The organism is Fervidicola ferrireducens, assembly GCF_001562425.1.
Lineage (GTDB): Bacteria > Bacillota > Thermosediminibacteria > Thermosediminibacterales > Thermosediminibacteraceae > Fervidicola > Fervidicola ferrireducens.
Map to the genome: position 1 here is coordinate 1 of NZ_LOED01000001.1, position 23238 is coordinate 23238.

At 45.5% G+C, this 23238-nt stretch carries 21 protein-coding genes; 1 reads left to right on the top strand and 20 read right to left on the bottom strand.

What is annotated here, in order from left to right:
* Positions 1 to 96: 96 nt before the first annotated feature.
* The 19 genes from AN618_RS00005 to hutH form a co-directional block, all read right to left on the bottom strand.
* Complete coding sequence (locus tag AN618_RS00005; protein WP_066350500.1) at positions 97 to 906, bottom strand: ATP-binding protein; 810 nt, start codon at positions 904 to 906, stop codon at positions 97 to 99.
* 15 nt (positions 907 to 921) lie between these two features.
* On the bottom strand, positions 922 to 2805 hold the full coding sequence (cooS, locus tag AN618_RS00010) for an anaerobic carbon-monoxide dehydrogenase catalytic subunit (protein ID WP_066350968.1): 1884 nt from the start codon (positions 2803 to 2805) through the stop codon (positions 922 to 924).
* A 15-nt stretch (positions 2806 to 2820) separates the two neighbouring features.
* Positions 2821 to 3237 carry a 4Fe-4S binding protein gene (locus AN618_RS00015; protein WP_066350502.1) on the bottom strand — a complete coding sequence of 139 codons (417 nt, stop codon included), beginning with the start codon at positions 3235 to 3237 and terminating at the stop codon, positions 2821 to 2823.
* A gap of 86 nt (positions 3238 to 3323) precedes the next feature.
* Positions 3324 to 4616, bottom strand: coding sequence for a [FeFe] hydrogenase, group A (locus AN618_RS00020; protein ID WP_066350504.1), 1293 nt, complete (start codon positions 4614 to 4616; stop codon positions 3324 to 3326).
* A complete protein-coding gene (gene fdhF, locus AN618_RS00025) occupies positions 4603 to 6654 on the bottom strand; it encodes a formate dehydrogenase subunit alpha (RefSeq protein ID WP_083514956.1) in 2052 nt (683 codons plus the stop codon). The genes AN618_RS00020 and fdhF overlap by 14 nt, the downstream gene beginning before the upstream one ends.
* The gene (locus AN618_RS00035) at positions 6638 to 6862 is read right to left on the bottom strand and encodes a 4Fe-4S binding protein (RefSeq protein ID WP_066350510.1); all 225 of its coding nucleotides are present in this window, start codon (positions 6860 to 6862) and stop codon (positions 6638 to 6640) included. The genes fdhF and AN618_RS00035 overlap by 17 nt, the downstream gene beginning before the upstream one ends.
* Positions 6863 to 7044: 182 nt before the next feature.
* Positions 7045 to 8331, bottom strand: coding sequence for a [Fe-Fe] hydrogenase large subunit C-terminal domain-containing protein (locus AN618_RS00040; RefSeq protein WP_066350513.1), 1287 nt, complete (start codon positions 8329 to 8331; stop codon positions 7045 to 7047).
* Positions 8332 to 8400: 69 nt separating this feature from the next.
* Positions 8401 to 8571: a hypothetical protein gene (locus tag AN618_RS12975; RefSeq protein ID WP_157081581.1), complete on the bottom strand. Its 171-nt coding sequence runs from the start codon at positions 8569 to 8571 to the stop codon at positions 8401 to 8403.
* Positions 8572 to 8738: 167 nt separating this feature from the next.
* Positions 8739 to 8939: a sulfur carrier protein ThiS gene (gene thiS, locus AN618_RS00045; protein WP_066350516.1), complete on the bottom strand. Its 201-nt coding sequence runs from the start codon at positions 8937 to 8939 to the stop codon at positions 8739 to 8741.
* A 34-nt stretch (positions 8940 to 8973) separates the two neighbouring features.
* Positions 8974 to 11109: an aldehyde ferredoxin oxidoreductase family protein gene (locus tag AN618_RS00050; protein ID WP_066350518.1), complete on the bottom strand. Its 2136-nt coding sequence runs from the start codon at positions 11107 to 11109 to the stop codon at positions 8974 to 8976.
* A 26-nt stretch (positions 11110 to 11135) separates the two neighbouring features.
* The gene (locus AN618_RS00055; RefSeq protein WP_066350526.1) at positions 11136 to 11531 is read right to left on the bottom strand and encodes a 4Fe-4S binding protein; all 396 of its coding nucleotides are present in this window, start codon (positions 11529 to 11531) and stop codon (positions 11136 to 11138) included.
* Positions 11532 to 11691: 160 nt separating this feature from the next.
* On the bottom strand, positions 11692 to 12348 hold the full coding sequence (locus AN618_RS00060; protein WP_066350529.1) for a cyclodeaminase/cyclohydrolase family protein: 657 nt from the start codon (positions 12346 to 12348) through the stop codon (positions 11692 to 11694).
* Entirely contained in the window at positions 12329 to 13603 is a 1275-nt protein-coding gene (hutI, locus tag AN618_RS00065; protein ID WP_066350532.1) for an imidazolonepropionase, read from the bottom strand. The genes AN618_RS00060 and hutI overlap by 20 nt, the downstream gene beginning before the upstream one ends.
* 14 nt (positions 13604 to 13617) lie before the next feature.
* Complete coding sequence (ftcD, locus tag AN618_RS00070) at positions 13618 to 14520, bottom strand: glutamate formimidoyltransferase (protein ID WP_066350535.1); 903 nt, start codon at positions 14518 to 14520, stop codon at positions 13618 to 13620.
* A 21-nt stretch (positions 14521 to 14541) separates the two neighbouring features.
* Complete coding sequence (gene hutU / locus AN618_RS00075; protein ID WP_066350536.1) at positions 14542 to 16191, bottom strand: urocanate hydratase; 1650 nt, start codon at positions 16189 to 16191, stop codon at positions 14542 to 14544.
* A gap of 55 nt (positions 16192 to 16246) precedes the next feature.
* A complete protein-coding gene (locus AN618_RS00080) occupies positions 16247 to 17467 on the bottom strand; it encodes a helix-turn-helix domain-containing protein (protein ID WP_066350539.1) in 1221 nt (406 codons plus the stop codon).
* A gap of 12 nt (positions 17468 to 17479) precedes the next feature.
* Positions 17480 to 19129, bottom strand: coding sequence for a urocanate hydratase (gene hutU / locus AN618_RS00085; protein ID WP_342670454.1), 1650 nt, complete (start codon positions 19127 to 19129; stop codon positions 17480 to 17482).
* 16 nt (positions 19130 to 19145) lie between these two features.
* The gene (locus tag AN618_RS00090) at positions 19146 to 20429 is read right to left on the bottom strand and encodes a YjiH family protein (RefSeq protein ID WP_066350543.1); all 1284 of its coding nucleotides are present in this window, start codon (positions 20427 to 20429) and stop codon (positions 19146 to 19148) included.
* A gap of 415 nt (positions 20430 to 20844) precedes the next feature.
* Positions 20845 to 22377 (bottom strand): histidine ammonia-lyase, encoded by a 1533-nt coding sequence (gene hutH, locus AN618_RS00095; RefSeq protein WP_066350545.1) that lies wholly within the window; start codon positions 22375 to 22377, stop codon positions 20845 to 20847.
* Between the two features lie 313 nt (positions 22378 to 22690).
* On the opposite strand from hutH, the gene AN618_RS00100 reads away from it, so the two are divergent.
* On the top strand, positions 22691 to 22927 hold the full coding sequence (locus AN618_RS00100) for a peptidoglycan-binding domain-containing protein (RefSeq protein ID WP_222926167.1): 237 nt from the start codon (positions 22691 to 22693) through the stop codon (positions 22925 to 22927).
* A gap of 42 nt (positions 22928 to 22969) precedes the next feature.
* On the opposite strand, the gene sspI is transcribed toward AN618_RS00100, so the two are convergent.
* Entirely contained in the window at positions 22970 to 23185 is a 216-nt protein-coding gene (gene sspI / locus AN618_RS00105) for a small acid-soluble spore protein SspI (RefSeq protein ID WP_066350547.1), read from the bottom strand.
* Positions 23186 to 23238: the final 53 nt, after the last annotated feature.

Genomic DNA, 23238 nt, shown 5'->3' on the forward strand with positions numbered 1-23238 from the left:
ATGCTGGCAATTCGGGTAAGTATTATGTTCAGCACCACGAACATCGCCATGTAGGTTATCCTTTTAGTGCTCATTTTCATGAAATCGGTGTCCTCCTCAAAAATTGGCTTTTGGCATCAATGAATAGTTTGCGATACAAAGCTGGCTAATCTTATTCTTTATGACAGCAATGCTCTCTCTGGTTTGCTTGCTGGCGTAGAAGGGAGAGACGCCTTCCCTATCTGCTTTTTCTACTGTAACATCGTAGCTCAATATTCCCAGCAGTTTATCCGCTCCCACGTGGTTTTTTATAAAATTTTCATCATCCCGGTCTTTTACCTTATTTCCCACCACCAGGACTTTATTTACACCTATCTCGGCTGCAAGTTTCCTTATAGAATAATAGGTGTTTATGCTCTTTAAAGAAGGTTCTACTATAACTATGAAAGCGTCAACACAATCCGCTGTGGCTCTTCCTAAATGTTCTATACCAGCTTCCATATCCACTATCAGCACATCTTTGCTATCAAGAAGCAAATGCCGCATTATAGCCCGCAAAAAGGTGTGTTCCGGGCAGGCACAGCCTGAGCCGCCCTTTTTTATGCCGCCCATTACCAAGAGCCTGACGCCCTCGTGTTCAGCACAGAATCTTTCAGGTATGTCCTCAACTTTTGGATTGAGTGTAAACATCTGACCCACAAGACCGGGTTGGGCTCCGGTCCTTTCTGCTATGAGCTCTCTCATCTCAGAAAGAGGTACGATTTTCCTTTGCTTATCCTCAGGAAATCCCAACGCAGCTGCAAGGTTAGCATCCGGATCTGCATCTACAGCCATCACCCTGTAACCTTCCCCTGCATACAATTTAGCGAGGACTGCGGCAAGGGTGGTTTTACCAACCCCGCCCTTGCCGGTAATAGCTATCTTCATACCTTTAACCTCCACTTAAATCCCAAGTCGCTTCCGCTTATTTTCGATATGAACTGCAATTTTTTCGGCAGCTTTGACCGGGTCTTTTTCTATTTCAAACCTGCCACCTAAGACGCTTTCCAGGTCTTTTGTCAGATAGTTTGTTACATTTTCCGAGCCGGTGACAGCAGGAGATACACCCAATACTACGTATATACCTGAGGCTACAGCATAAAGACCTATAGATTGAGCCTTCTCAGACATCCATTCAGGCGCCGCAGCAGCTACCGGCAAATCGCTGATGTCCACGCCCATGTAATTGGCCACTTCAGAAAGCAGCACCAGAATACGGCTTATGTCCACACAGGACCCCATGTGGAGCACGGGAGGTATGTCAAGCAGTTCGCAAACGGTAGCAAGCCCTTTTCCGCAGTATTTTCGGGCTTCTTTGCTCATTAGCCCCGCCTTTATGCAGGAATGAGCACCGCACCCTGTCGTCACAACGAGTATGTCGCGCCTTAAAAGCTCCTTTGCAAGAGTAACGTGGCACGAGTTGTGCGGCTGCTTATGGTTGTTGCAGCCAACTATCGCCACCGCACCCCTTAGCACGCCCGATTTTATGGCGTCAACGAGGGGTTTTACGGTTCCGGAAGGATGGGCGAAGGAATTTGTAACCCGGTCGAGGATTTTGATTATGGCTTCTAAACTATAGCCTATTTCCCCTTCACTTTTTACGTCGGGTATATAAACTTCTCCCTTCCTGTTTTTGAAGTTCATTACCGCTTCTTTTACTATCCTTTTTGCTATATCCAGACCTTTTTGTTCGTCGAATTCCATATGAATTGCTCCAGGAACCTTTGCCTTGGGAGAGGTAGTAATAAGCTTCGTATGGTAGCATTTTGCTACTGTGGCAAGGGAAGGCATTATGCATTGAACGTCAACTATCATAGCTTCAACGGCGCCGGTCACAATAGCCAGTTCCTGCTGGAAGAAATCGCCTGCCATCGGAATTCCATGCCTCATGGCTATCTCGTTGCCCGTGCAGCACATACCCACTACGTTTATGCCCTCTGCTCCCTGTTTTTTCGCAAGTTCCAAAAGTTCCGGGTCTCTGGCCGCCATTACGATAGCCTCGGACAGAGTGGGCTCGTGGCCGTGTACCACTATATTTACGCATTCCTTCTTCAAAACGCCGAGATTGGCCTCCACCTTCCTGGGCACAGGGGTCCCGAAAAGCACGTCGCTCAGCTCAGTGCCTATCATGGAACCTCCCCATCCGTCACTCAGCGCCGCCCTTATCGCCTGCCTGATTATGTTCCTGTAATCGGCATCGCTTCCCATATGGGTGGAGTGCAAAACCTCTACAATTTCTCTATCTATGGCCTCCGGGGCCACCCCTAATTCATCCCACAAATTTTGCCTTTTATGCGGTGCTCTCTTTAAAAATAGTAATTTGCCGAATATTTTACCAAATTCCGATAGAGCTTTTTCCGCCACTTCTCTGGCAATACGCGAAGCATCCTTGCCCTCTACCGCTATGCCCCACTCGCCGGCTATTTTAAAAAGCTTTTCCTCATCTTTTACACGGATTTTACCAGTCGCATGGTAAAGGGCCAGGGCAATATCCCTTCCATGGTCCGAATGGGCTGCGGAACCGGCAGCGACCGCTCTAGCAAAGTTTCGCGATGCAATCGTGTCCTCGGTCGCTCCGCATATACCCGCTTTGGGGCCATCGTCCGAAACTTTTACAATACGGCACGGTCCCATGGAGCAATTGGTACAGCATAATCCCATCTCGCCAAAGCCGCACTGGGGCTGCATAGCAAGGGCGCGGTCCCATACCGTATCTATTCGCTCTTTTTTAGCCTTTTCGTATAACTTTTTTGTCGCTGCATCGCAGGTGAATAATTCACAGTTTATCACGACAATACCTCCCTAAATAGCCTTCATCTTCAGTGCCCTTGTGGGGCAGGCCTTTGCACACAAAGGTTCATCTTGTTCGCTGCAACGGTCGCAAATCGTGGGATAACTGCTCAAAACGATAGCTCCAAAGGGGCAGGCCTCCTGGCACAGACCGCACATGGTGCATACCAGAGGATTTACTTTGATGGTTCCGGTTTTACTTCTGCTAAGTGCGCCGACAGGACAGACTTCAATACATCTGGGGTTACTACAGAGGGCACATTGTTCTGCACTGAGTTTACCGTTTTTTACTTTTATTCTAATACGGGAAACTTTTTTTTCTTTTATAGCACCAAGCAAACTTTTGGTCTTTGAATGTGCCGCAGCACAAGCAAGTTCACACGTCTTGCAGCCCAGACATTTATCCCTTTCGAAAAGGATTTTCACCATTATTTATCTCTCCTCACGTACATGTTTGTTAATATTTTCACAACTTCCGATTTTAGAATACTACTTCGTTAAATGTTTGTCAATACCTAGTGAAAAAATATTTTTTTATCAGAATATACCGTATGCAGGAGCTCATGCGACTTTTCCGACAGGGGACCGCCCAAGAACTCTGTATATAAAGCTTTTATGAAGGGGTTGTCCACCGCTGCAATTTGAGGCAGGCCGAGTTCATAGTAGTATATGGCTTTTTCCCTTTTTTTCAGCACCATTTTTCTCAAAGACCTCTTTGGAATACGCGGCTGTCCTCCTCCACCAATACACCCGTCCGGGCAGGCCATCACCTCTATAAAATGATAGTCCGAAAAACCCTTTCTTATATCTTCCAGGAGCGGCGCAACATTTTTGATGCCGCTTACCACCGCAACTTTTATCTTCCTGTTTTCAATTCCTATTACGGCTTCCCTGACACCCTCTGCTCCCCTAACCGGCTCAAAAGTTATGTTTTTCAAGGGTTTTCCTGTGAGTTTTTTCACGAGAGTCCTCAGTGCCGCTTCCATCACACCTCCGCTTGTCCCAAAGAGAACTCCTGCTCCGGTGTATAGTCCGAACGGGACATCGAAATTCTCCTCCGGCAAGTCTGTAAATTCGATTTGCTTTTCCTTTATCAACTGCGCCAGCTCTCTTGTTGTCAATACCGCATCCACATCATTATATCCATCTTTATTCATTTCAGGTCTTTTAGCCTCGTATTTTTTGGCTGTACACGGCATGGCCGAAAGCAGAAAAATTTTGTCTTTATCTATACCTTCTCTTTCTGCCATATAAGCCTTTACCAGGGCTCCAAACATTTGCTGTGGCGATTTGCATGAAGATAAAAGGGGAAGGAGCTCAGGATAATTTTTTTCCATATAAAGCACCCACGCCGGACAGCACGAAGTGAACATGGGAAAAGGCCCGCCTCTTTCCAGCCTTTCCAAGAATTCATGCCCCTCTTCCATGGCGGTGAGGTCGGCGGCAAAGCAAGTATCATACACCCTGTCAAATCCCAGTTTTCTTAAGACCGAAGCCATTCGTCCGGGGACAATACTACCCGCTTCCATACCGAATTCCTCCCCCAGGCTTACTCTCAAAGCTGGGGCGCACTGGACGACTTTAACTACGCTATCATCCTCGAGGACTTCTTTTACCCTTTCAAGCTCCGACAGGTCGCTAGCAGCACCTGTAGGGCAGGTGACTACGCACTGGCCGCAGTTGATACAGCGACGTTCGTCAATCTCGTGCGGTATCAAAGGTTCCCCAAAACATGCACCTATCCCACAAACCTGCGAACACAAAGTACAGCCTTTGCAAAGTTCCTTATTTATCTCAACTATCGCCATGCTCTTCACTCCCAGCGAAAATATTTACCGCACAAAATTTTAACTGCGGTGTCTTGGCTACCGGGTCCAGTGCATCTATTGTAAGGTAATTGGCCGCAGCTTCCGCAAAGTGGAAGGGCACAAACACAACACCCTGCTTTATCTTTCCGGTCACTCTTGCGGAAAGTTTTATCTTTCCCCTTCTCGATTTTACGTAAACTTCGTCGCCGTCGGATATTCCCAGCTTTTGCGCATCAGCAGGATTTATTTCAACAAAAGGCTCCGGACATTTTTTGTTGAGAAAATCTATTTTTCTGGTCATGGTGCCCGTGTGGTAATGATACAGTACTCGTCCCGTAGTAAGGACAAGGGGATATTTTTCATCGGTCCTTTCGGCGGGTGGCGTATAATTTACAGGAATGAATTTACCTTTCCCCCTTGCAAAAGAATCTTTGTGAAGGTAAGGTGTCCCCGGATGGTCCTTATGAGGACATGGCACCTGAATACCCCAGCCCTCCAACCTGTCGTAGGATATGCCTCCGTAGGAAGGAGTAAGGCTTGCGATTTCATCCATTATTTCTGAAGGGTCTGCGTAAGTCATGGGATAACCCATGCGGGCGGCAAGTTCCACTATAATCTGCCAGTCTGGCTTAGAATTCCATAAAGGCTCAATGGCTTTTCGCAGCCTCTGAACTCTGCGATCGGTTCCGGTGAAAGTTCCGTCCTTTTCGGCAAAGGAGCAAGCCGGCAGCACCACATCGGCAAATCTTGCGGTTTCCGTGAGGAATATGTCTTGAACCACAAGAAATTCGAGGTTTCGCAGGGCTTTTTCTACATGCGAAAGATGGGCTTCGCTCACCGCAGGATTTTCACCTATTATATACATGACCTTTATAATGCCTTTTTCTGCAGCCTCAAACATTTCCGGCACGGTCAATCCCGGAATTTCTGGGATTTCAACCCCCCAGGCCCTGGAAAATTTTTCGCGAACTCCTGGATCTTTTACTTTCTGGTAACCGGATAAAACGTCGGGAAGGGCCCCCATGTCGCAGGCTCCCTGGACGTTATTTTGGCCTCTCAGCGGGCAAAGACCAGCACCGGGTTTTCCTACATTGCCGGTGAGCAATACCAAATTCGACAAAGCAATTACGTTGTCGGTACTGCAGTTGTGCTGCGTTATACCCATACAGTAAAGGATCATTGCCCTCTCAGCCCCGGCGTAAATGCGGGCAGCCCGCCGGATATCCTCGGCTTTTACCCCCGTAATTCTTTCTGCCCTTTCCGGCGTCCATTGAAGGATGTTTTGTCTTAACTCTTCGAAACCCTCTGTTCGCTCTTTAATGAATTCTTCATTGATAAGGCCGTCATTTATTATCACATTCATCATGGCATTTATCAAAGCCGCATCGGTTCCCGGCAAAATGCAAAGGTGGACATAGGCCCTTTCTGCAAGGTATGTTCTCCTAGGATCCGCCACTATTAATTTTGCTCCTTTTTTTATGGCCTCAATTATCCGCGAGCCTATCAAAGGATGCTGCTCTGTTGTATTTGAGCCTATCACGAATAAAACCTGGCTTTCTGTTATTTCGTCTATCGAATTCGTCATCGCTCCAGCTCCCATTGTTTGGGCCAGACCGGCCACTGTTGGGGCGTGTCACAACCGAGCACAATGGTCTATGTTGTTCGTAGCCAAAACGGCTCTTGAGAATTTCGAGATAAGGTAATTCTCTTCAGATGTGGCTCTAGCCGAGCTTAAAACTCCAAAAGCTGAGCCGCCGTATTTTTCCTTTATCTTATGGAATTTTTCAGCGACCATACCAAGGGCTTCATCCCAAGTGGCCTCTCTAAAACTTCCGTTTTCTCTAATAAGTGGCGTCCTCAGCCTTTCAGGAGAATGTACAAACTCATGGGCCAGCATGCCTTTGATACAAAGCGTTCCTTTGTTTATTGAATCTTTTACAGCCGGGGAAGTTCGAACAATCTTTCCATTTTTCACGTGAAGGATTATCGAACAACCACACCCGCAGTAGGGACAAATCGTTTTAACATACTTTGTCAACGCTATCCCACCTTTCGAAATCTTCTTCCTTCCAATTTACTGCTCTAAGCGGGCAGGCTTTCAAGCAAAGCAAGCATTCCATACAGCTTTCTTCTATTACCTCATAAATCTCTTTCCCTCCATAATGTTTTTCTTTAATTGCATCAAAAGGGCATAGATGGAAACATGTCCCGCATCCAATGCATTCAGTCTTATCTATTACTAGCAACCTATAACCCCCTTTGTTTGTTAAATATTTCACAATTCGATTTTACTACTTTGTTATTTTTTTGTCAATTCTGTTTACTTAACTCACGGAGGTATTTTATAACGCCTAAGCAAACAAAAATAGAAGGGCCTTGTAAAACAAATACGAAAAATGCCGGAGGACAATTCTCCGGCATTTTATATTCACATTCGATGGGATTCTAATTTTACTTTATCTTTATGTTTGCCGTAAAGTATCTTCGCAGTGCCGTTGTTTATAGCTTCCTTAACGCTGCTTTTTGCAGCAAAGGCGTCTACCGCTTTCGCCCCTTCCTCCTTCGGAATCAATGCTCCCGGACCTCCTACGCACCCGCCAACGCAGGCCATTCCTTCCACGAAATTCGCATCAAGAGTACCTTTTTCTATAGCATCGAGTATTCTTTTGCATTCCTTTATTCCGTCACCCTGGCAGGCCTTCACTTCAATGTCGGGCCTCATAGATTTTACGCTGGATACAATGGCCGACGTAACACCGCCTGTGTGGGCATATATTCTTCCGTCGTGCGATGCATCGGTTATAGGCATTCTTACGCTTATTTCCGCCAGGTTTATTTTATAGCCTTCGAAGATCGCTGCCAATTCCTCGAACGTCAGGACGCAGTCCACCGCATCCTTGAGTTCCGGCAATTTAGCCTCAGTCTTTTTTGCTATGCACGGGCCAATAAACACGACTTTTGCGTCTTTATCTTCGGCCTTGATAAATCGGGCTATGGCTACCATGGGCGAAACCGAATCGGACACCATGCCTTCGATTTTACCCCGGTAACTTTTGGCCAGCCTCACAAAAGGCGGACAGCAACAGGACGTTATCATAAATTCGTCTCCCCTGTCCATGCGCCGGATGAACTCCTCGGCTTCCTTCACCGTTATCATATCAGCGCCCAGGGCAACTTCGATGACATCGTAAAACCCCAGCATGAGTAAGCCCGACTTCACCTGCTCCTCACTTACTTCCGGTCCAAACTGCCCGGCAAAAGCTGGTGCCAGCACGGCATAGACCCTTGGATTTTTCTTAATCAAATTGATGGTCTGAGCTATCTCCGTTTTGTCGGCAATGGCACCTTCAGGACAGGCTATTATGCAAAGTCCGCAGGATATGCATTTATCCAGGTCGATAGCTGGGCTTTTATCGTCTTTTACCTCTATAGCTTTCGGCTCGCACGCAATTTTGCATCCGCAATCCTGGCCGTGTCCGGTGCAAGCCTTTTCTATAACCGAAATAAAAGGAAAATCTACTACTTCGGGGATCGCACCTTTTTCAAAAGTGCCAAGCGCCGCCCGAACTCGGGCCTCTGCTTCTTCCCGGCTTAATTTGTCCCCAATCGATTCCATAACCGCCGTATATACGTCCTGCAGATTGTCCAGCTTTCGTGCATGTTCAGCTACTAGCTTATAGATTTCCCGTCTTAGTTTTTTTACGCTTTCTTTCAAATCCTTACCACTCCCCTAACTCATACTCTTAAAAAAACAAGCCGGCGGGGCATTACCGGCTTTCCCAATTCATTTTTCATTTAAAAATACAAGATAATGCCAGCCGTATTCCGGGATCAGAAATCTGAATACCTTTTCTCCGGGTTCCATCGCCTCGAGAAGTTCTTTCTTGACGTAAACTTTTACGTCGCCGTCAACCGTAAACACTTCAAAGTTTTCCTCGTTTTCAGGCTTCCCCACCAGACCTGATGGGGTATAAAAAGCGTTTCATCAGCCGCGAACGTCAAGCCTTTTTTCTATATACATTACTTTTCCGCGTTCCCTCACGTAATTTTTAGCCCAAGGGGATAAATCGGCTTTCACTTTTATTTTTCCCTCCGGAAAAAAATTTAAAAAGAGGAGGGGATTTAACATCCCCCGCTCATCATGTGAATTACATTAATTACGTCACCATCTTTTATTTTATGAGTGGAATAACTATCCACCGGAATTACCTTTCCGTTGACTATAACCGTAATCATGGGATGGGAGTACCTTTTTATTCTCAATACATCTTCAATCGTCATTCCATCTGTAAAATCCATATCTTCGTTGTTGACTTTTATCACCGCGCTCCCCTCCTCTTTTTGCTAGTACCTCATTTTACTCCTGGTATTTGGCTATTAATTCCACCACATCGGGGAAATCTATTCCGAGTTTTTTCACGGTTTCAAGGGTCGGAACTCCATTTTTGTTCCAGCCTCTGCGCTTGTAGACAGCATCTGTAAGCTTTTCGAATTGGCTTTCCCTGTATTGCCTGAGCATAGCCATCTTTTCTTCCGTGGTCTTGCCTTCAATATCGTATCCTAACTCTTTCAGCTGCTTATCGTATCTTTCCGCTCTTGATTCGTATTCTTCCTTTGTCGCAGGTCCTAAAAGCCTAAACGGCGGCATATCGTATTCCCGAGTTCCCTTGCCCATTTTGAGATTAAAAATCCTCTGGAAATTAAATACCCTCTCTGACTGCAGCAAAAGTTCTTCTTTCGTTATGTTTTTGCCCGTCACTCCATTGAAGAGGTCTACGTAGTTTTGAACATGGGCCGGTATCTTATGAGGCTCATCGGTCATCGCGTTATCGGCAGGCACAATGTCGTTCCACGGAAGTTTGCACAATCCCTGCAGGCTGAACCAGGTGCGGAAAATCGGGAAGTAATGGAGGGCTTCCGCTTTATCTTCGAATGTGGGTATTTGCTTGTTAACCATATCCATAAAAATTAGCCACGCTTCATCGTGCTGCGGTCCTTTGTTGGCGAATGCATAACCTCCCTGCTGGGCTAGGGATTCCTTGCTTACGTACATGGATACTTCAAGGCCTTTTATTTCCATGCTTATATCCCGCAGCAATTTTGCATCGGCACCTGTTTTTTCAAGGATGTATTCCCTCAGTCGTTTGACTCCCTGCCCGGCTATCTTTCCGAATCCCTCGCCTTTCGCCATCTGGTGCAAAAGCTCCAACGCCGCATCGGCATTTCCGAATTTGAGCTCAAGTCCCCCCGTAATTTCTTTATTTATTATACCTCTTTCATAACATTCCATAGCAAAGCCGACGATGTTCCCGAAGGAAATGGTATCAAGCCCGTAAGTATCGCAGTAAAAGTTTGCTTCTATAACGTATTCCGGGTCAAATATCCCGCAATTTGCGGCAACCGCAGCGATGGTCTCGTATTCCGCTGCATCTACGCACACCTTTTGCCCTTTGTAAGGACCTGTTTTTACCTCATAATTGTCCACCGCCTTTGCACACGAAAGCGAACAACCATACCAGCAGTTATCGGGTACATTTTGAGTAAAGTATTTTTCTCTAAAGACTTTGGATGTTATTCTATTAGCATCCGGATGGGAACCGTACTGGAAGTTCATTACGGGCAACAAATCATAATCATTCATAACTTCAACCAGGTTAGCCGTTCCCACTTCCCTCATCCTGTTTTGCAGCTTATCGAGCTCAAAAATCTCTTTATGAAGCCTTAACGCCGCATTGATGATCTTTTCCTTATCGGCAGGATTGTTTGAATCACCGGTCACTCCTTTGTACTTCACAACTATAGCCTTTATCTTCTTGTCCCTGAAGACCGTTCCTGACCCACCTCTTCCGGCTTGTTTTACCCTGACGGCCTTTCTTTTGACGTCATAGAAGGATACGTTGAGCATACCAATCAGAGTGTTTTCCGCTCCTTTGCCGGACGAAACAACAGAAATGTTCCTCTTGTCTTCTTCGGAATCCGCATACCTTTCCGTTAATTTTTCCGCTAAAAGGTGGGTATCGGCAGGTTCGTCGGAGGCATCTTCTATAACTACTTTCCCTCTGTTTCCGTCGATGAATACGATTACGTCCCTGTCCGATTTCCCTTGAATCTCCAAAGCGTCCCATCCAGAGAATTTCAGAAGCGGTGCAAAATAGCCGCCTACATTGTTATCCATCGGACATCCGGTGAGAGGCGAAAGGGTCACCACTGCTGCTTTCCCCGAACCCGGGTACTGGGTGATTCCGCAAATAGGGCCCCCAGCAATTATTATCTCATTTTCTGGATCGTTCCATTTCGTGTCACTAGAGACGGCATTCCATAAATACCAGAGGCCGAATCCCCTTCCACCTACGAAAAGCTCTTTCATCTTTTCTGTGACCGGCTTTTCCTTAATCGTCATATCCGATAAATTGATATACAAGGTCTTTCCGGCATATCCTTTTTCCACTTTTGCAGGAGTATATTCGTAAGTAGCCAATATCTTGCCCGCCATTCTACCATACCCCCTTACTTTTGAAATTAATCTTGCTCCTCCAAATAAATTGCTCCCGTGGGACAGGCCCTTACACAGGCACCGCAGGCTATGCATTTTATGGGCTCGTTTATGTCTTTGTGGACGAACATCGCCTGCTCGGGACAAAATCCCACGCACATGTAACATCCTACGCACTTTTCCGCATCGATTCTCACCGCACCATTTTTTGCTTTGTAAATTGCCTCGACGCTGCAAATCGATATGCATTTCCCGCAGTGGTTGCAAACGAAAATATCGTAACCGCTTTCCGCTCCGGGCCTTTCTTTTATCCTTATTGCCGATTTATCCGGGTCCTCAACTTTGTAAAGAACTTTAGAGCACGCTATCATACATGCTCCGCACCCGGTACAAAGGTCCGGTCTGGACTTGACTATTTTCATACAATTTCCTCCTTCCCATTTAGTCTACTTAGTAGCCCAGTACAAAAATTTTTAAATACCCTATCTATTAATATAATACTACACTTATCTGATTTTTCCTTTTTTAATTTACACACAATAAAAAAGGAGCCCTCGGGCCCCATTTTTATTGGTGTTTTTATTATTTTTTTTCAAGCTCTTCCTCCACCTTTTTGAACAATCCATCGGCGAGGCGAATACCTCTCTCCAAAATGGAACTTGCCTTTTTTTCTACATCTTTAATAAACTCTTCGTCTTTTATCGAGTTTAAGTTTATCTTTACGTTCAGCCATCCGCCGTAAAGGGCTGTTTTAAGACACTGAATTCCTACGCCAATATCGCTTATCGCAGCCGTAGTGGTATTCCCCAGAGCTTTTTCATGCAACTTGAGTGCTTTAAAGCTTTCTTCCATTACCGAAAGCGGAACAAGGGTTGCTTCTTTTAAAGCCTGCTCCATTGCTTCGCTTTTGAGTTTTTTTTCTTCTTCCGTTGTGCGCGGCATTTTTGCGGCTCTTGCCACTCGATTAAAGGCTTCGGCATCTTTGTCTATTAAATTTATAAGAGATTCTTTTATTCTTCTCGCTTCCTCCAAAATCTCTACTAGCAGTCCTTCCTTATCCTTAAATTTCTCTTTTCCGCAAGATAGGTTTGAAACCATCGATACCAGCGCCGTCCCTATCGCACCGACGAGTGCCGAAGCTGAGCCCCCACCGGGAGCGGGACTTTTGGAAGCTAGCTCATTCACAAATTCTTTGATGCGGTATTCCGAAAGCAGCATTTTATATCTCCTTTCTTTCATGTCTTTGAACTACAACTTTTCCTTTTTTTATTACGGTTCTTACAAGGTTTACTCCGTAGTGGTAAAATATGAAATCCAAATCCGGCGCATCCCATATTATTATGTCGGCCTGCTTTCCGACCTCGATGGTGCCGATAGTTGAGGCTCTTTTTACGGCAGCTGCGGCATTCAAAGTAACAGCAGTCAGAACTTCTTCCGGCGTCATTCTGTACTTAAGGCAGGCCAGATTCATAACCAGCTGCAGCGATTCGGTCGGCGAAGAGCCGGGGTTGAAATCGGTAGCAAGTGCCACCGGCACCCCTTCTTCTATCATGGTTCTTGCGCGGGCAAAGGATTCTCCTAGGTAAAAGGACGTGCCGGGCAATAGCACGGCAATGGTTCCCGATTTCGCCATCGCCCTGATTCCGTCATCGGTTGCGTAAATCAGGTGCTCCGCCGAAAGTGCCCCAACTTCTGCTGCGAGCCTTGCGCCGCCCATCGGCGTGATTTCATCGGCGTGAAGTTTAGGTACGAGGCCATGGGCTTTTGCGCATTCTAATATGTATCTTGATTCTTCGATGTCAAAGACTCCTTCCTCACAGAACACATCGCAGAACTCCGCAAGTCCTTCCCGCGCCACCCTGGGTATCATTTCCTCCACAATCAGCCGTATGTATTCTTTTTTGTTCTCCCTGTACTCCGCGGGAACCGCGTGGGCTCCCATAAAAGTGGGCACCACATCCACGGGGTGAAGCCTGTTCAGCTCCTTTATGGCCGCCAGAGACTTTATCTCATCCTCTAAGTTAAGTCCGTATCCGCTCTTGGCTTCACAGGTGGTCGTTCCGTATTCGAGCATGCGGTCGAGAGCCTTCATTCCGTTTGAAATCAGCTCTTCTAAAGAAGCTCTTCTGGTTTTCCCGACGGTTTCTAGTATCCCGCCCCCCATCTTGAGAATATCTAGGTATTTTACGCCTTTCAATTTCAGCGAAAGCTCTTTCTGCCGCCAGCCAGAAAAAACAAGATGGGTATGGGGGTCTACAAGGCCGGGGGTGACCAGGTTCCCCCCGGCGTCAATTAATTTGGTATTTTCGGCAGGTTTGAAATCCATTAGATTATTTGCTTTTCCCACACCGGTGATAACGCCATCCTTTACCGCAATAAAAGCGCCTTCGATAAGCTCAATATGACCTTGCTCTTTGCCACCTTTTGCGCTACTTCCAACCGGAGTAGCCAAAATTCCTATGTTTTTTATCAAGAGATCAGGATTACAAGTCATGCTCATCCTCCATCTTATTCGGGAATCAAATAATTCTCGAGTATCTGCTTTTTGTCATCGAAATTCTCAAGTTGCAGGTAATACTTTGCCACGTCAATCAACGCCTTCATCGGCGTTATGCCGACAATTTCGCTCCCGATGACCTCCACTCCGTACCTTTTTGCTTCTATTTTTATAAGTTCAAATGCCCTGTAGAGGGAAGTTTTTTCGTAATTCGTCATGTTCATGGAGACCTGTGCTATATTTTTGTCCTCCAGCATAACCCCTATGGCCCTGACGTTTTTCAGGCCTCCACCGCTTTCCCTGATAACCTTTGCTATGTTTTTGGCAATATTTATATCCGAAGTATTTAAATTCACATTAAAGGCGATGAGCGGCATTCTCGCCCCGACTGCTACTGCGCCTGCTGTCGGGTGTATTTCAGGTTTTCCAAAATCGGGAGCCCATGCGGGGTCTTTTATTTTCTCTGCCATTCCCTCGAATTCGCCGCGCCTTATATCCGCCAGGCTTTTTCGTTCTGGCCTCGTCGCCGACTCTTCGTATAAAAACACGGGTATCGAAAGTTCTCTTGCAATTCTTTCCCCGACCTGGCGAGATATTTCAACACATTCTTCCATAGTTATGTCTTTTACAGGGACAAAGGGTATGACGTCAACCGCGCCCATCCTCGGATGCTCGCCTTTATGTTTTGTCATGTCTATTAATTCTGCTGCCTTTGCCGCCGAAGCAAAGGCAGCCTCCTTTACGCCCTCCGGATCGCCGACGAAAGTGAAAACGCTTCTATTGTGATTTTGATCGTAAGAATAATCAAGGAGCCTCACGCCTTCTACGGATCGGATGGCATCAGCTATTGCTTCTATTACCTCTTTTCTTCTTCCCTCGCTGAAATTGGGGATGCACTCAACGAGCTTAGCCATTATTATTATAAACCTCCTTTTTCACTTCAGCATCGGCATTTTTATCCCGTGTTCTTTGGCAGTCCTTATGGCTATCTCGTAACCGGCATCGGCATGGCGCATTACACCTGTGCCGGGGTCGTTATTTAGCACCCTTGAAATCCTGAAAGCCGCGTCATCCGTCCCGTCGGCTACCACCACTACGCCCGCGTGAATTGAATAGCCGATACCAACGCCGCCGCCGTGGTGGACAGAAACCCAGGTGGCTCCTGATGCCACATTGAGCAAGGCATTCAATATAGGCCAGTCGGCTATAGCGTCGCTGCCGTCCTTCATGGCTTCGGTTTCCCTGTAAGGTGATGCCACCGAACCCGTATCGTGGTGGTCTCTACCTATAACTATGGGTGCAGAGAGTTCTCCTTTTCTCACCATCTCATTGAAAGCTAGACCAGCTTTGGCTCTTTCTCCATACCTCAGCCAGCAGATCCTTGCCGGAAGGCCCTGAAATGCAACCCTCTCCCTTGCTAATTTAATCCAGCGGGCAAGGTGTTTGTCCTCGGGGAAAAGTTCCAAGATCTTTTCATCGGTCTTGTAGATATCTTCCGGGTCTCCGGAAAGAGCAGCCCAGCGGAAAGGACCGCTTCCCTCGCAGAACAGGTCTCTTATAAACGCCGGTACATAACCCAAAATTTCAAATGCATCGGTTACCCCTTCGTCGTAAGCCTGCCGCCTTATGTTGTTGCCGTATTCGAATACCACGGCACCGCGTTTTTTCATCTCGAGCATCGCCCTTACGTGTTCTGCTATGCTCTTTTTGGCCTTTGCTATATACTCCTTGGGATTGGTTTTCCTGAGTTCTAGCGCCTGTTCAAGAGTCATCCCCGCGGGGACGTAACCGTTGAGGGGATCGTGAGCGGAAGTCTGATCGGTCACCACATCGGGTATTATGCCCCTGCGCACCAGTTCCGGATGCACCTCAGCTGCATTGCCCACGAGCCCTATGGAAATTGCCCTTCCCTCTTCCTTCGCCTTGAGAGCCATATTGATAGCCTCATCCAGGTCTTCTACCATTACGTCGCAGTACTTGGTTTTTATCCTCTTTTCTATCCTGCTCCTGTCTACCTCTACGACCAAAGCCACGCCTTCGTTCATGGTTATGGCAAGGGGCTGCGCTCCACCCATTCCGCCCATACCAGCCGTCAGTACCAGCTTGCCCTTGAGCGATCCACCAAAATATTTGTTAGCACAGGCGGCGAAAGTTTCGTAGGTACCCTGCAAAATGCCCTGGGTACCTATATATATCCAGCTGCCGGCGGTCATCTGACCGTACATGGTAAGACCCTTTTTCTCAAGTTCCCAGAAATTTTCCCAGGTAGCCCATGCAGGGACAAGCATCGCGTTCGATATTAATACTCTGGGCGCCATAGGATGGGTCTTAAAGATGCCCACGGGCTTGCCCGATTGGATGAGTAGCGTCTCGTCATTCTCCAAATTTCGCAATGCCTCTACGATTTTGTCAAAGCACTCCCAGTTTCTGGCAGCCTTACCTGCACCCCCGTAAACTATTAGTTCATCGGGTTTTTCGGCAACTTCAGGGTCTAGATTGTTCATAAGCATCCTCAGAGCAGCTTCCTGTTGCCAGCTCTTGCAGGAAATTTCCTTGCCTCTCGGGGCTCTTATAACCCTTTTCATAAAATCATGCCTCCTTGAAAGTTATTTATTATATATAATTCTCAATTTTCTCCTTTTACCCTTCGGAAAAATTCCTCATTATGTGGAATTTTTTGCTGAGCTTGAAGCGGCTAGGGGGCATTCCTATCTCGTTTTTGAATACCCGGCTGAAATAATTTGCATCACTGTAACCTACCATTTTCCCGACTTCCTTCACACTCAAATTTGTGGATAAAAGCAGTTTTTTTGCTTCTTCTACCCTTAGCTTCGTTACATACTGGATAAAACTCATTCCGGTAAAGTTTTTAAAACCATGACTGAAATAATAAGGGCTTACGTGAACATGATCCGCTACTTCTTCCAATGTCAAAGGTTTGCGGAAATTTTCCTGGATATACCTTATTGCCCTTTCGAAAACCACAAGGTTCATCCTCTTCCTGCCCTCGTAAACCTCTTCCACAATGCCGCCGATAAATTCCCTGACCTGCTCTCGAGCTTCCTCCAAAGTATCACTTCTTAGAATACCCTCAATGTACCGGCCGCACAATGCCGCTAAAACTTCCTTATCTCCACCTGCTTCAAAAGCCACTTTTACTACAAAATTAAAAATTTCTAAAAAACGGCTTTTTATACTCAATGGATTGAGAAATCCTGCAGTTCCTATGGAATTTACCAAATCCTCGATTATGCTGTAAGCTCCTTCTTTATCACAGCTCAAAACCTTGACCGCCAGCTCTGATTCCACAGCCATGGAAAACAATTCCATATCATCGGAATACGGCAGCACATTCTCGATATGTATTACCTGGCTCTTGCCCAGAAAAAACTTGTAATTCAGAGCCGCCAGAGCTTCTTTATATGAGAGGTGCAAATTATGAATATCTTTGTAGCGCCGGCCTATGCCTATTGAAACACTGACCTGCGCATAGTCTTCTACTCTGTCCCTGATTTGACTCCCCATCTGCAAGGTTTCTTTAACCTGGTGTTCACCATCGCTTTCTGTCTCAAGTAGAATTGCAAAAAGGTTCTCTTCCATGGGAACGACAAGACCGACGAAGGGTTTCACCGCTTCCTCAAGGGCCTCTATTGTCTTCAGCCTCAGAGCACGCTTTTGAATCTCACTCTTATTTCTCGTCTCGGTGTAATAATTGTCGTGGCTAACTACCATGACTGTGTTGGGCATAGCATTTATCCCCAAGGCCTTCAGTAAGAACCATATATCTTTTACACTCTCGATATTGTTGGAGAGCAATTCCCGCAAGAAGCCCAGACGCGCGAAAAATCTAAGCCGCCTCAATCTCTCCTCCCCCTAAAATACGGCTTTGGCCGGAAACGACTGGCTCTTTGCTATCTCTTTTGCGATTTCATAACCTGCATCCGCATACCTTATGACCCCCAGCGCCGGATCTGATTTTAAGACAAGCTGCAGGCGTTTTTCCGCTTCTTCGGTCCCATCGGCTATCACAGTCATACCAGAGTGTATTGAATATCCAATTCCTACACCTCCACCCTGGTAGAGCCCAACTAGCGTAGCACCGGAGCAGCAGTTGAGCATGGCGTTCAAAACCGGCCAGTCCGCAATTGCATCGCTGCCGTCCTTCATAGCTTCAGTCTCCCTGAAAGGTGACGCTACTGCGGCAGCGTCCATATGGTCTCTGGTAATGGCGATGGGTGCCTTTAATTCACCGATCCTGACCATATGGTTAATTATCTCACCGAATAACACCCTCTCCCGGTAATTGAGCCAGCATACCCTTGCGGGGAGTCCGTGAAAAGAAAATCGTTTTTCTACAAAGTCAATCCACTCGACAATCCTTTTATCGTTTTTAAAAATAGCCTTAATAACTTCATCGGTCCTGTAAATGTCTTCAGGATCCCCCGATAGCGCAACCCACCTGAATGGTCCCCTGCCTTCGCAAAACAGCGGCCTTATATACTCCGCCACAAAACTGGGAAATAACGCGCCTTTTAAGCCAGCCTTTCTACCCTGTGTTCTCAGGTTATTGCCATAATCAAAAACCACCGCACCTTTTTCCTTCAGGGAGACCATGGCACTTACGTGCCTTTTTATTGTCTTTAAAGCTTTTTCTTCGTATATATGGGGGTTTCGCTCCCTTAATTCAGCAGCCTCTTCCACCGAAAACCCAGAGGGTACATAACTTTTTAGATCGTGGGCAGGGGTCTGATCGGTCACCACATCGGGCACAATTCCTTTTTTAACAAATTCCTCATATACATCGGCGGCATTTCCTACGAGGCCTATGGACACCGGCTCCTTCCTTGAAATGTACCCTGCAGTTATATCCAGAGCCTCGTCAAGAGAAGTAGCCATAACATCAATTACACTAGATAGCAGGCGTTTTTTAACTACGCTTTTATCCACTTCTACGATTATGGCAACACCACCGTTAGCAGTTATCGCGAGGGGTTGGGCGCTTCCCATTTCTCCAAGGCCGGAAGAGAGTATTAGTTTACCTCTTAAATTCCCCCCAAAATGCTTCTTTGCCACCTGATTAAAAGTCTCCCATGTCCCTTGAAGTATTCCTTGAGTACCTATATACGACCAGGAACCTGCAGTACTCTGCCCGTAAGCAGTAAGCCCCTTCTTTTCCAGCTCGTAAAAAGTCTCCCACGTGGACCACTTGGGCACTAGTAGGGCACCGGCCATTATCACTCTTGGAGCAAAGGAAAACGTCCTGAATACGCCCACGGGTTTGCCTGACTGAACTAACAGGGTTTCGTCGTTTTCAAGATTTTTTAAAATATCTATTATTCTAATCAGGCACTCGTAATTTCTTGCTACTTTTCCGCTACCCCCATACGCGATCAGATCCTGGGGTTTTTTGGCAATATCCGGATGCAGGCAATTTAGGAGGAGCCTTAAAAGCCCCTCCTGCTGCCAGCCTTTGCAGTTTAGCTGATTGCCTGTAGGTGATTTTAAGATTTCCATCAATACCATCCCTAGCAGGTTTTTTTTACAGCAAAATCATAGCCAGCATTGCCGCAAAAACGATCGAGAGAATGGTCCTCTCTATCCATATAACGATTATTTCTGTTAGGGTCAGAGGAATCTCCGTAGAGAGGAGACAGGGAATTGATGCCGAGAAGAACAGTATAGCGGAAATCGAAACAACAGCGACGACAAACCTGGTGACCAGCGGCGCGTTCGCTACAAGAAGAGCTGGTAAAAACATTTCCGCTATTTCTACCGCAGCGGCCTTAGATGCCAAAACTGGTTCTGGAATTTTACAAAGTAACATAAATGGGTAATATATCCATCCGACAATGTCAAACAATGGAGTATACTCTGCCAGAACAAGGCCCAAAAGTCCTATGGACATAATTGTAGGTAGAATTGAAACCGCCATTCGAAAACCGTCTTTTATATTTTTCGCAATGCTTTCAAATATGCCTGGTGCATCTGCCGCTGCTTTTAATGCCTCGTCCCAAGCAACTTTAAAGCCAATACCAATCTCCTTTTCGGGATTAGGTTCAGCAGCATAGCTTTCTGGTTTTCGAGACAAGGGCCAAACTCTTGCAGTAACTGCAGTCACAGCGAAAGTCACCACTAAAGAGGCCCAGAAGAAAGTATTCCACATATCCATCAAGTTAAGGGTTTTGGCAACTATTATCATAAATGTAGCCGAAACTGTAGAAAAACCGGTAGCAATAATAGCCGCCTCTTTAATCGTATATTTTCCTTCTTTGAAAACTCTGTTAGTAATGAGCAAAGCTATTGAATAGCTTCCTACGAAAGACGCAATTGCATCAATAGCAGATCTTCCGGGAGTCTTCCAGATTAATCTCATAACTGGTCTTAAAAAAGTTCCGACAAACTCCATCAGACCATACCCAACCAAAAAGGCTAAAAATACCGACCCTATGGGAACTATCAGTCCAACTGGTACCACGAGCTTTTCAAAAAGAAAAGGCCCCATGTTGCTTTTCAGCATCCACTCTGGACCAATTTTGAAATATACCATAAATGCTATGGGAATTCCTGCAAGCTTAAATATGGAGAAAATGGTATCGACCTTCGTTTTTTTCCAACTTCCGTTTATCCAAGGAAGCAATCCTCCCACTGTTGTTACTATAAGCGCATAAATGAGGGCAAAGGAGGTAAGATTAGTCCTTATCCATGTCACAATATGGTCTAGAGGAATTGACGAACTCCCTTTCCAATTTATTGGAATAAAAAACATAAAAATACCGATCACACTAAAGACAACAAACCTCAATGCCACTTTGGTTCTGTCCATAAATCACCCCTCCTAATTTTCTTTTAAACATCTCTTCAGTAAAAAATATTTTAACCCTTCGTAAATTTTTCTATAAAATAAGCATTTTTTTGCTTATTTAATGCAGCGTATCTATGCTGTTCTCAATTTTTTTAAATGTTAATTCTGGTGTAGAAACCTAATTTTAAAGCCGTCCCTTCCATAAATTTGCAAAATTATTAAGGAAAATTATGTTAATCTGTGCTTGTTTTGAACTTTTCATGGCCAAAACCCAATACAAAAGTCTACAGATTAGGACTTAACTTCTCATTTTGTATGCATAATTACCATTTATTAGGATAAAATGGGCATACTTCCCGCTCTGATTTCACGTAATTGCTCTTTAAACTTGCTCCAGCATGTATCTTGAAAATCGTTTAAAGTTATGAACAAATAATTATTCTAAATCTCCAATAGCCTCTTCAATCTTTCTCACTAACTCGCCATTTTTTATGATATTCGTAAGTTTTTTTACATCTATGCTTAATACTCTGTCTTCTACAATTTTAGGCACTATATCCCTTACGGCTTTGTAGACCACGTCGGTTCCCTTCCCCAACTTAAGCGAGCGGTTTTTCTCCATCCTAAAATCTAAAGCCTGAGCGGCACACAAAAGCTCAATGGCCAATACATTTGTGGTATTCTCGACAATTTTCAAAGCTTTTCTGGCCGCGATTGTACCCATGCTTACATGGTCTTCTTGATTGGCAGAAGAAGGTATTGAATCGACGCTGGCCGGAAAGGACAGGGTTTTGTTCTCAGAAACTAAAGCAGCAGCAGTATACTGGCTTATCATCAGGCCAGAATTCAATCCGCCTTTTTCTGTCAAAAAAGCTGGCAATCCCTCATTGAGATGTGGATTCACAAGTCGCTCTACGCGGCGCTCCGAAATATTTGCCAGTTCCGACACGGCTATGCTTAAATAATCCATACTTATGGCCACAGGTTCTCCATGGAAGTTGCCGCCCGAAATTACCCTCTCTTCTTCGGAAAATATAAGGGGATTATCTGTAGCTGAATTTATCTCAATTTCTAGTACTCTTTTTACATGCCGTATAGCATCTTTTATTGCCCCATGAACTTGAGGTATGCACCTTAATGCATAGGCATCCTGCACTTTCAATTGCCCCTGACGAGTAACAAACTCGCTTCCCTCTAGCAACTTTCTCATATTTCTTGCACACGAGACTTGTCCAGGATGAGGCCTCACTAACTGGACTCTCTCATCTAATGCGTCGATTACACCGTTTAAAGCTTCAAAGCTTAAGGCGCCACAGATATCTGCAACTTTTGATAGGTTCACAGCCCCGGCGATTGCAAGGCTTCCTATTGCCGACATGGCCTGAGTTCCGTTTATCAACGCAAGGCCTTCCTTTGCCTCAAGAATTACAGGTCTTATCCCGGCTCGTGCTAAAGCTTCACCTCCAGTCATTACTTTACCCTCATAAACTGCTTCTCCCTCCCCTATCATTACCAGAACCATATGGGCAAGAGGCACTAGATCCCCACTTGCCCCCAGCGAGCCCTGACACGGCACAAGCGGTGTAACCCCTTTATTCAGCATTTCAATTAAAGTCATTATCGTAGAAAGCCTCACTCCCGAGTAGCCTTTTGCGAGGGCATTTACCCTTAAAAGCATCATTGCCCTTACTACTTCTTCTGGAAGATAATCCCCAACACCCACCGCATGGCTCCTTATTAGATTTATCTGCAATTTCCGGGTATCTTCCGGCGAAATTACAACGTTGCAAAACTTACCAAAACCCGTGGTAACACCGTAAATTACTTCTCCTTTTTCTACTACATTTTCCACATATTCCCTCGAACGTTCGATTTTTTCTATGGCCTCAGCTGAAAGTTCCACCTTTTCACCTTCAACTGCTACTTTTAATACATCTTCGATGGTTAGATTTTCACCATTTATTACCATTTCTGTCCACCCCCGCGAATATTTCATATTTTATTTTGTAATAGTTTAATGCGATAAAATCTCCCAAAAAGTCATCAAGGGAACCTCCTCGGAGAAGGTTCCCTTGAAAAAAGTTTTTCCTTGCAGGTATTAGCTTGCTTTATTTTTCTACTTTTCGTCATTTCATCAGAAAAAATTATAAGAACATAAAGTTAGAGTTTTTATTCTATAAAACCTTTACTTTTTCCTGCTTTTTTGTGTAACTAGGCACAGATTTTCCGGGATTGACATATATTATATTGCCCACAAAGTTATCCGAAAAGGAGGCCTTAACGTGCAATCACGTCAAGCTTTCGGTTCTAGAATATTGCGCCGGGGCATGCGCGGCATGGATGTGGCCGAACTTCAGATGAAATTACAGTCCCTTGGGTATTACATGGGTCCTATAGACGGCATCTTCGGTCCTTTAACCGAGAGGGCAGTAAGGCAGCTCCAGCGGGACAACAATATAAAAGTCGATGGCATAGTTGGACCCCAAACCTATGCCGTATTAGAGCAACTTATACCATAAATGCTTTAGGGGTGGAAATCCACCCCTTTAGTCATAATGTTGCTATGTTCTTTCAATAGCTGCCATAATTTTATCCATCATGCTTTCTTTTTCGCTGCTATTTGATTTTTGCCACACCACTTCAAAAAGTACCCCCATTCCAGGAAGGGCCTGTTCCTCTCGAGTTTGTATGGTCTCGTTGATGTATTCTTTCACCTCCTCCCGCGTACTTCCCTCTAGGTTTTTCAATACCAGTTCCCTGATGTCGAACGAGGCCACCGTTTCTTTCCTCCTTCATTTTGTTTTTCTCAATTTAATAATTCCCTCAATTA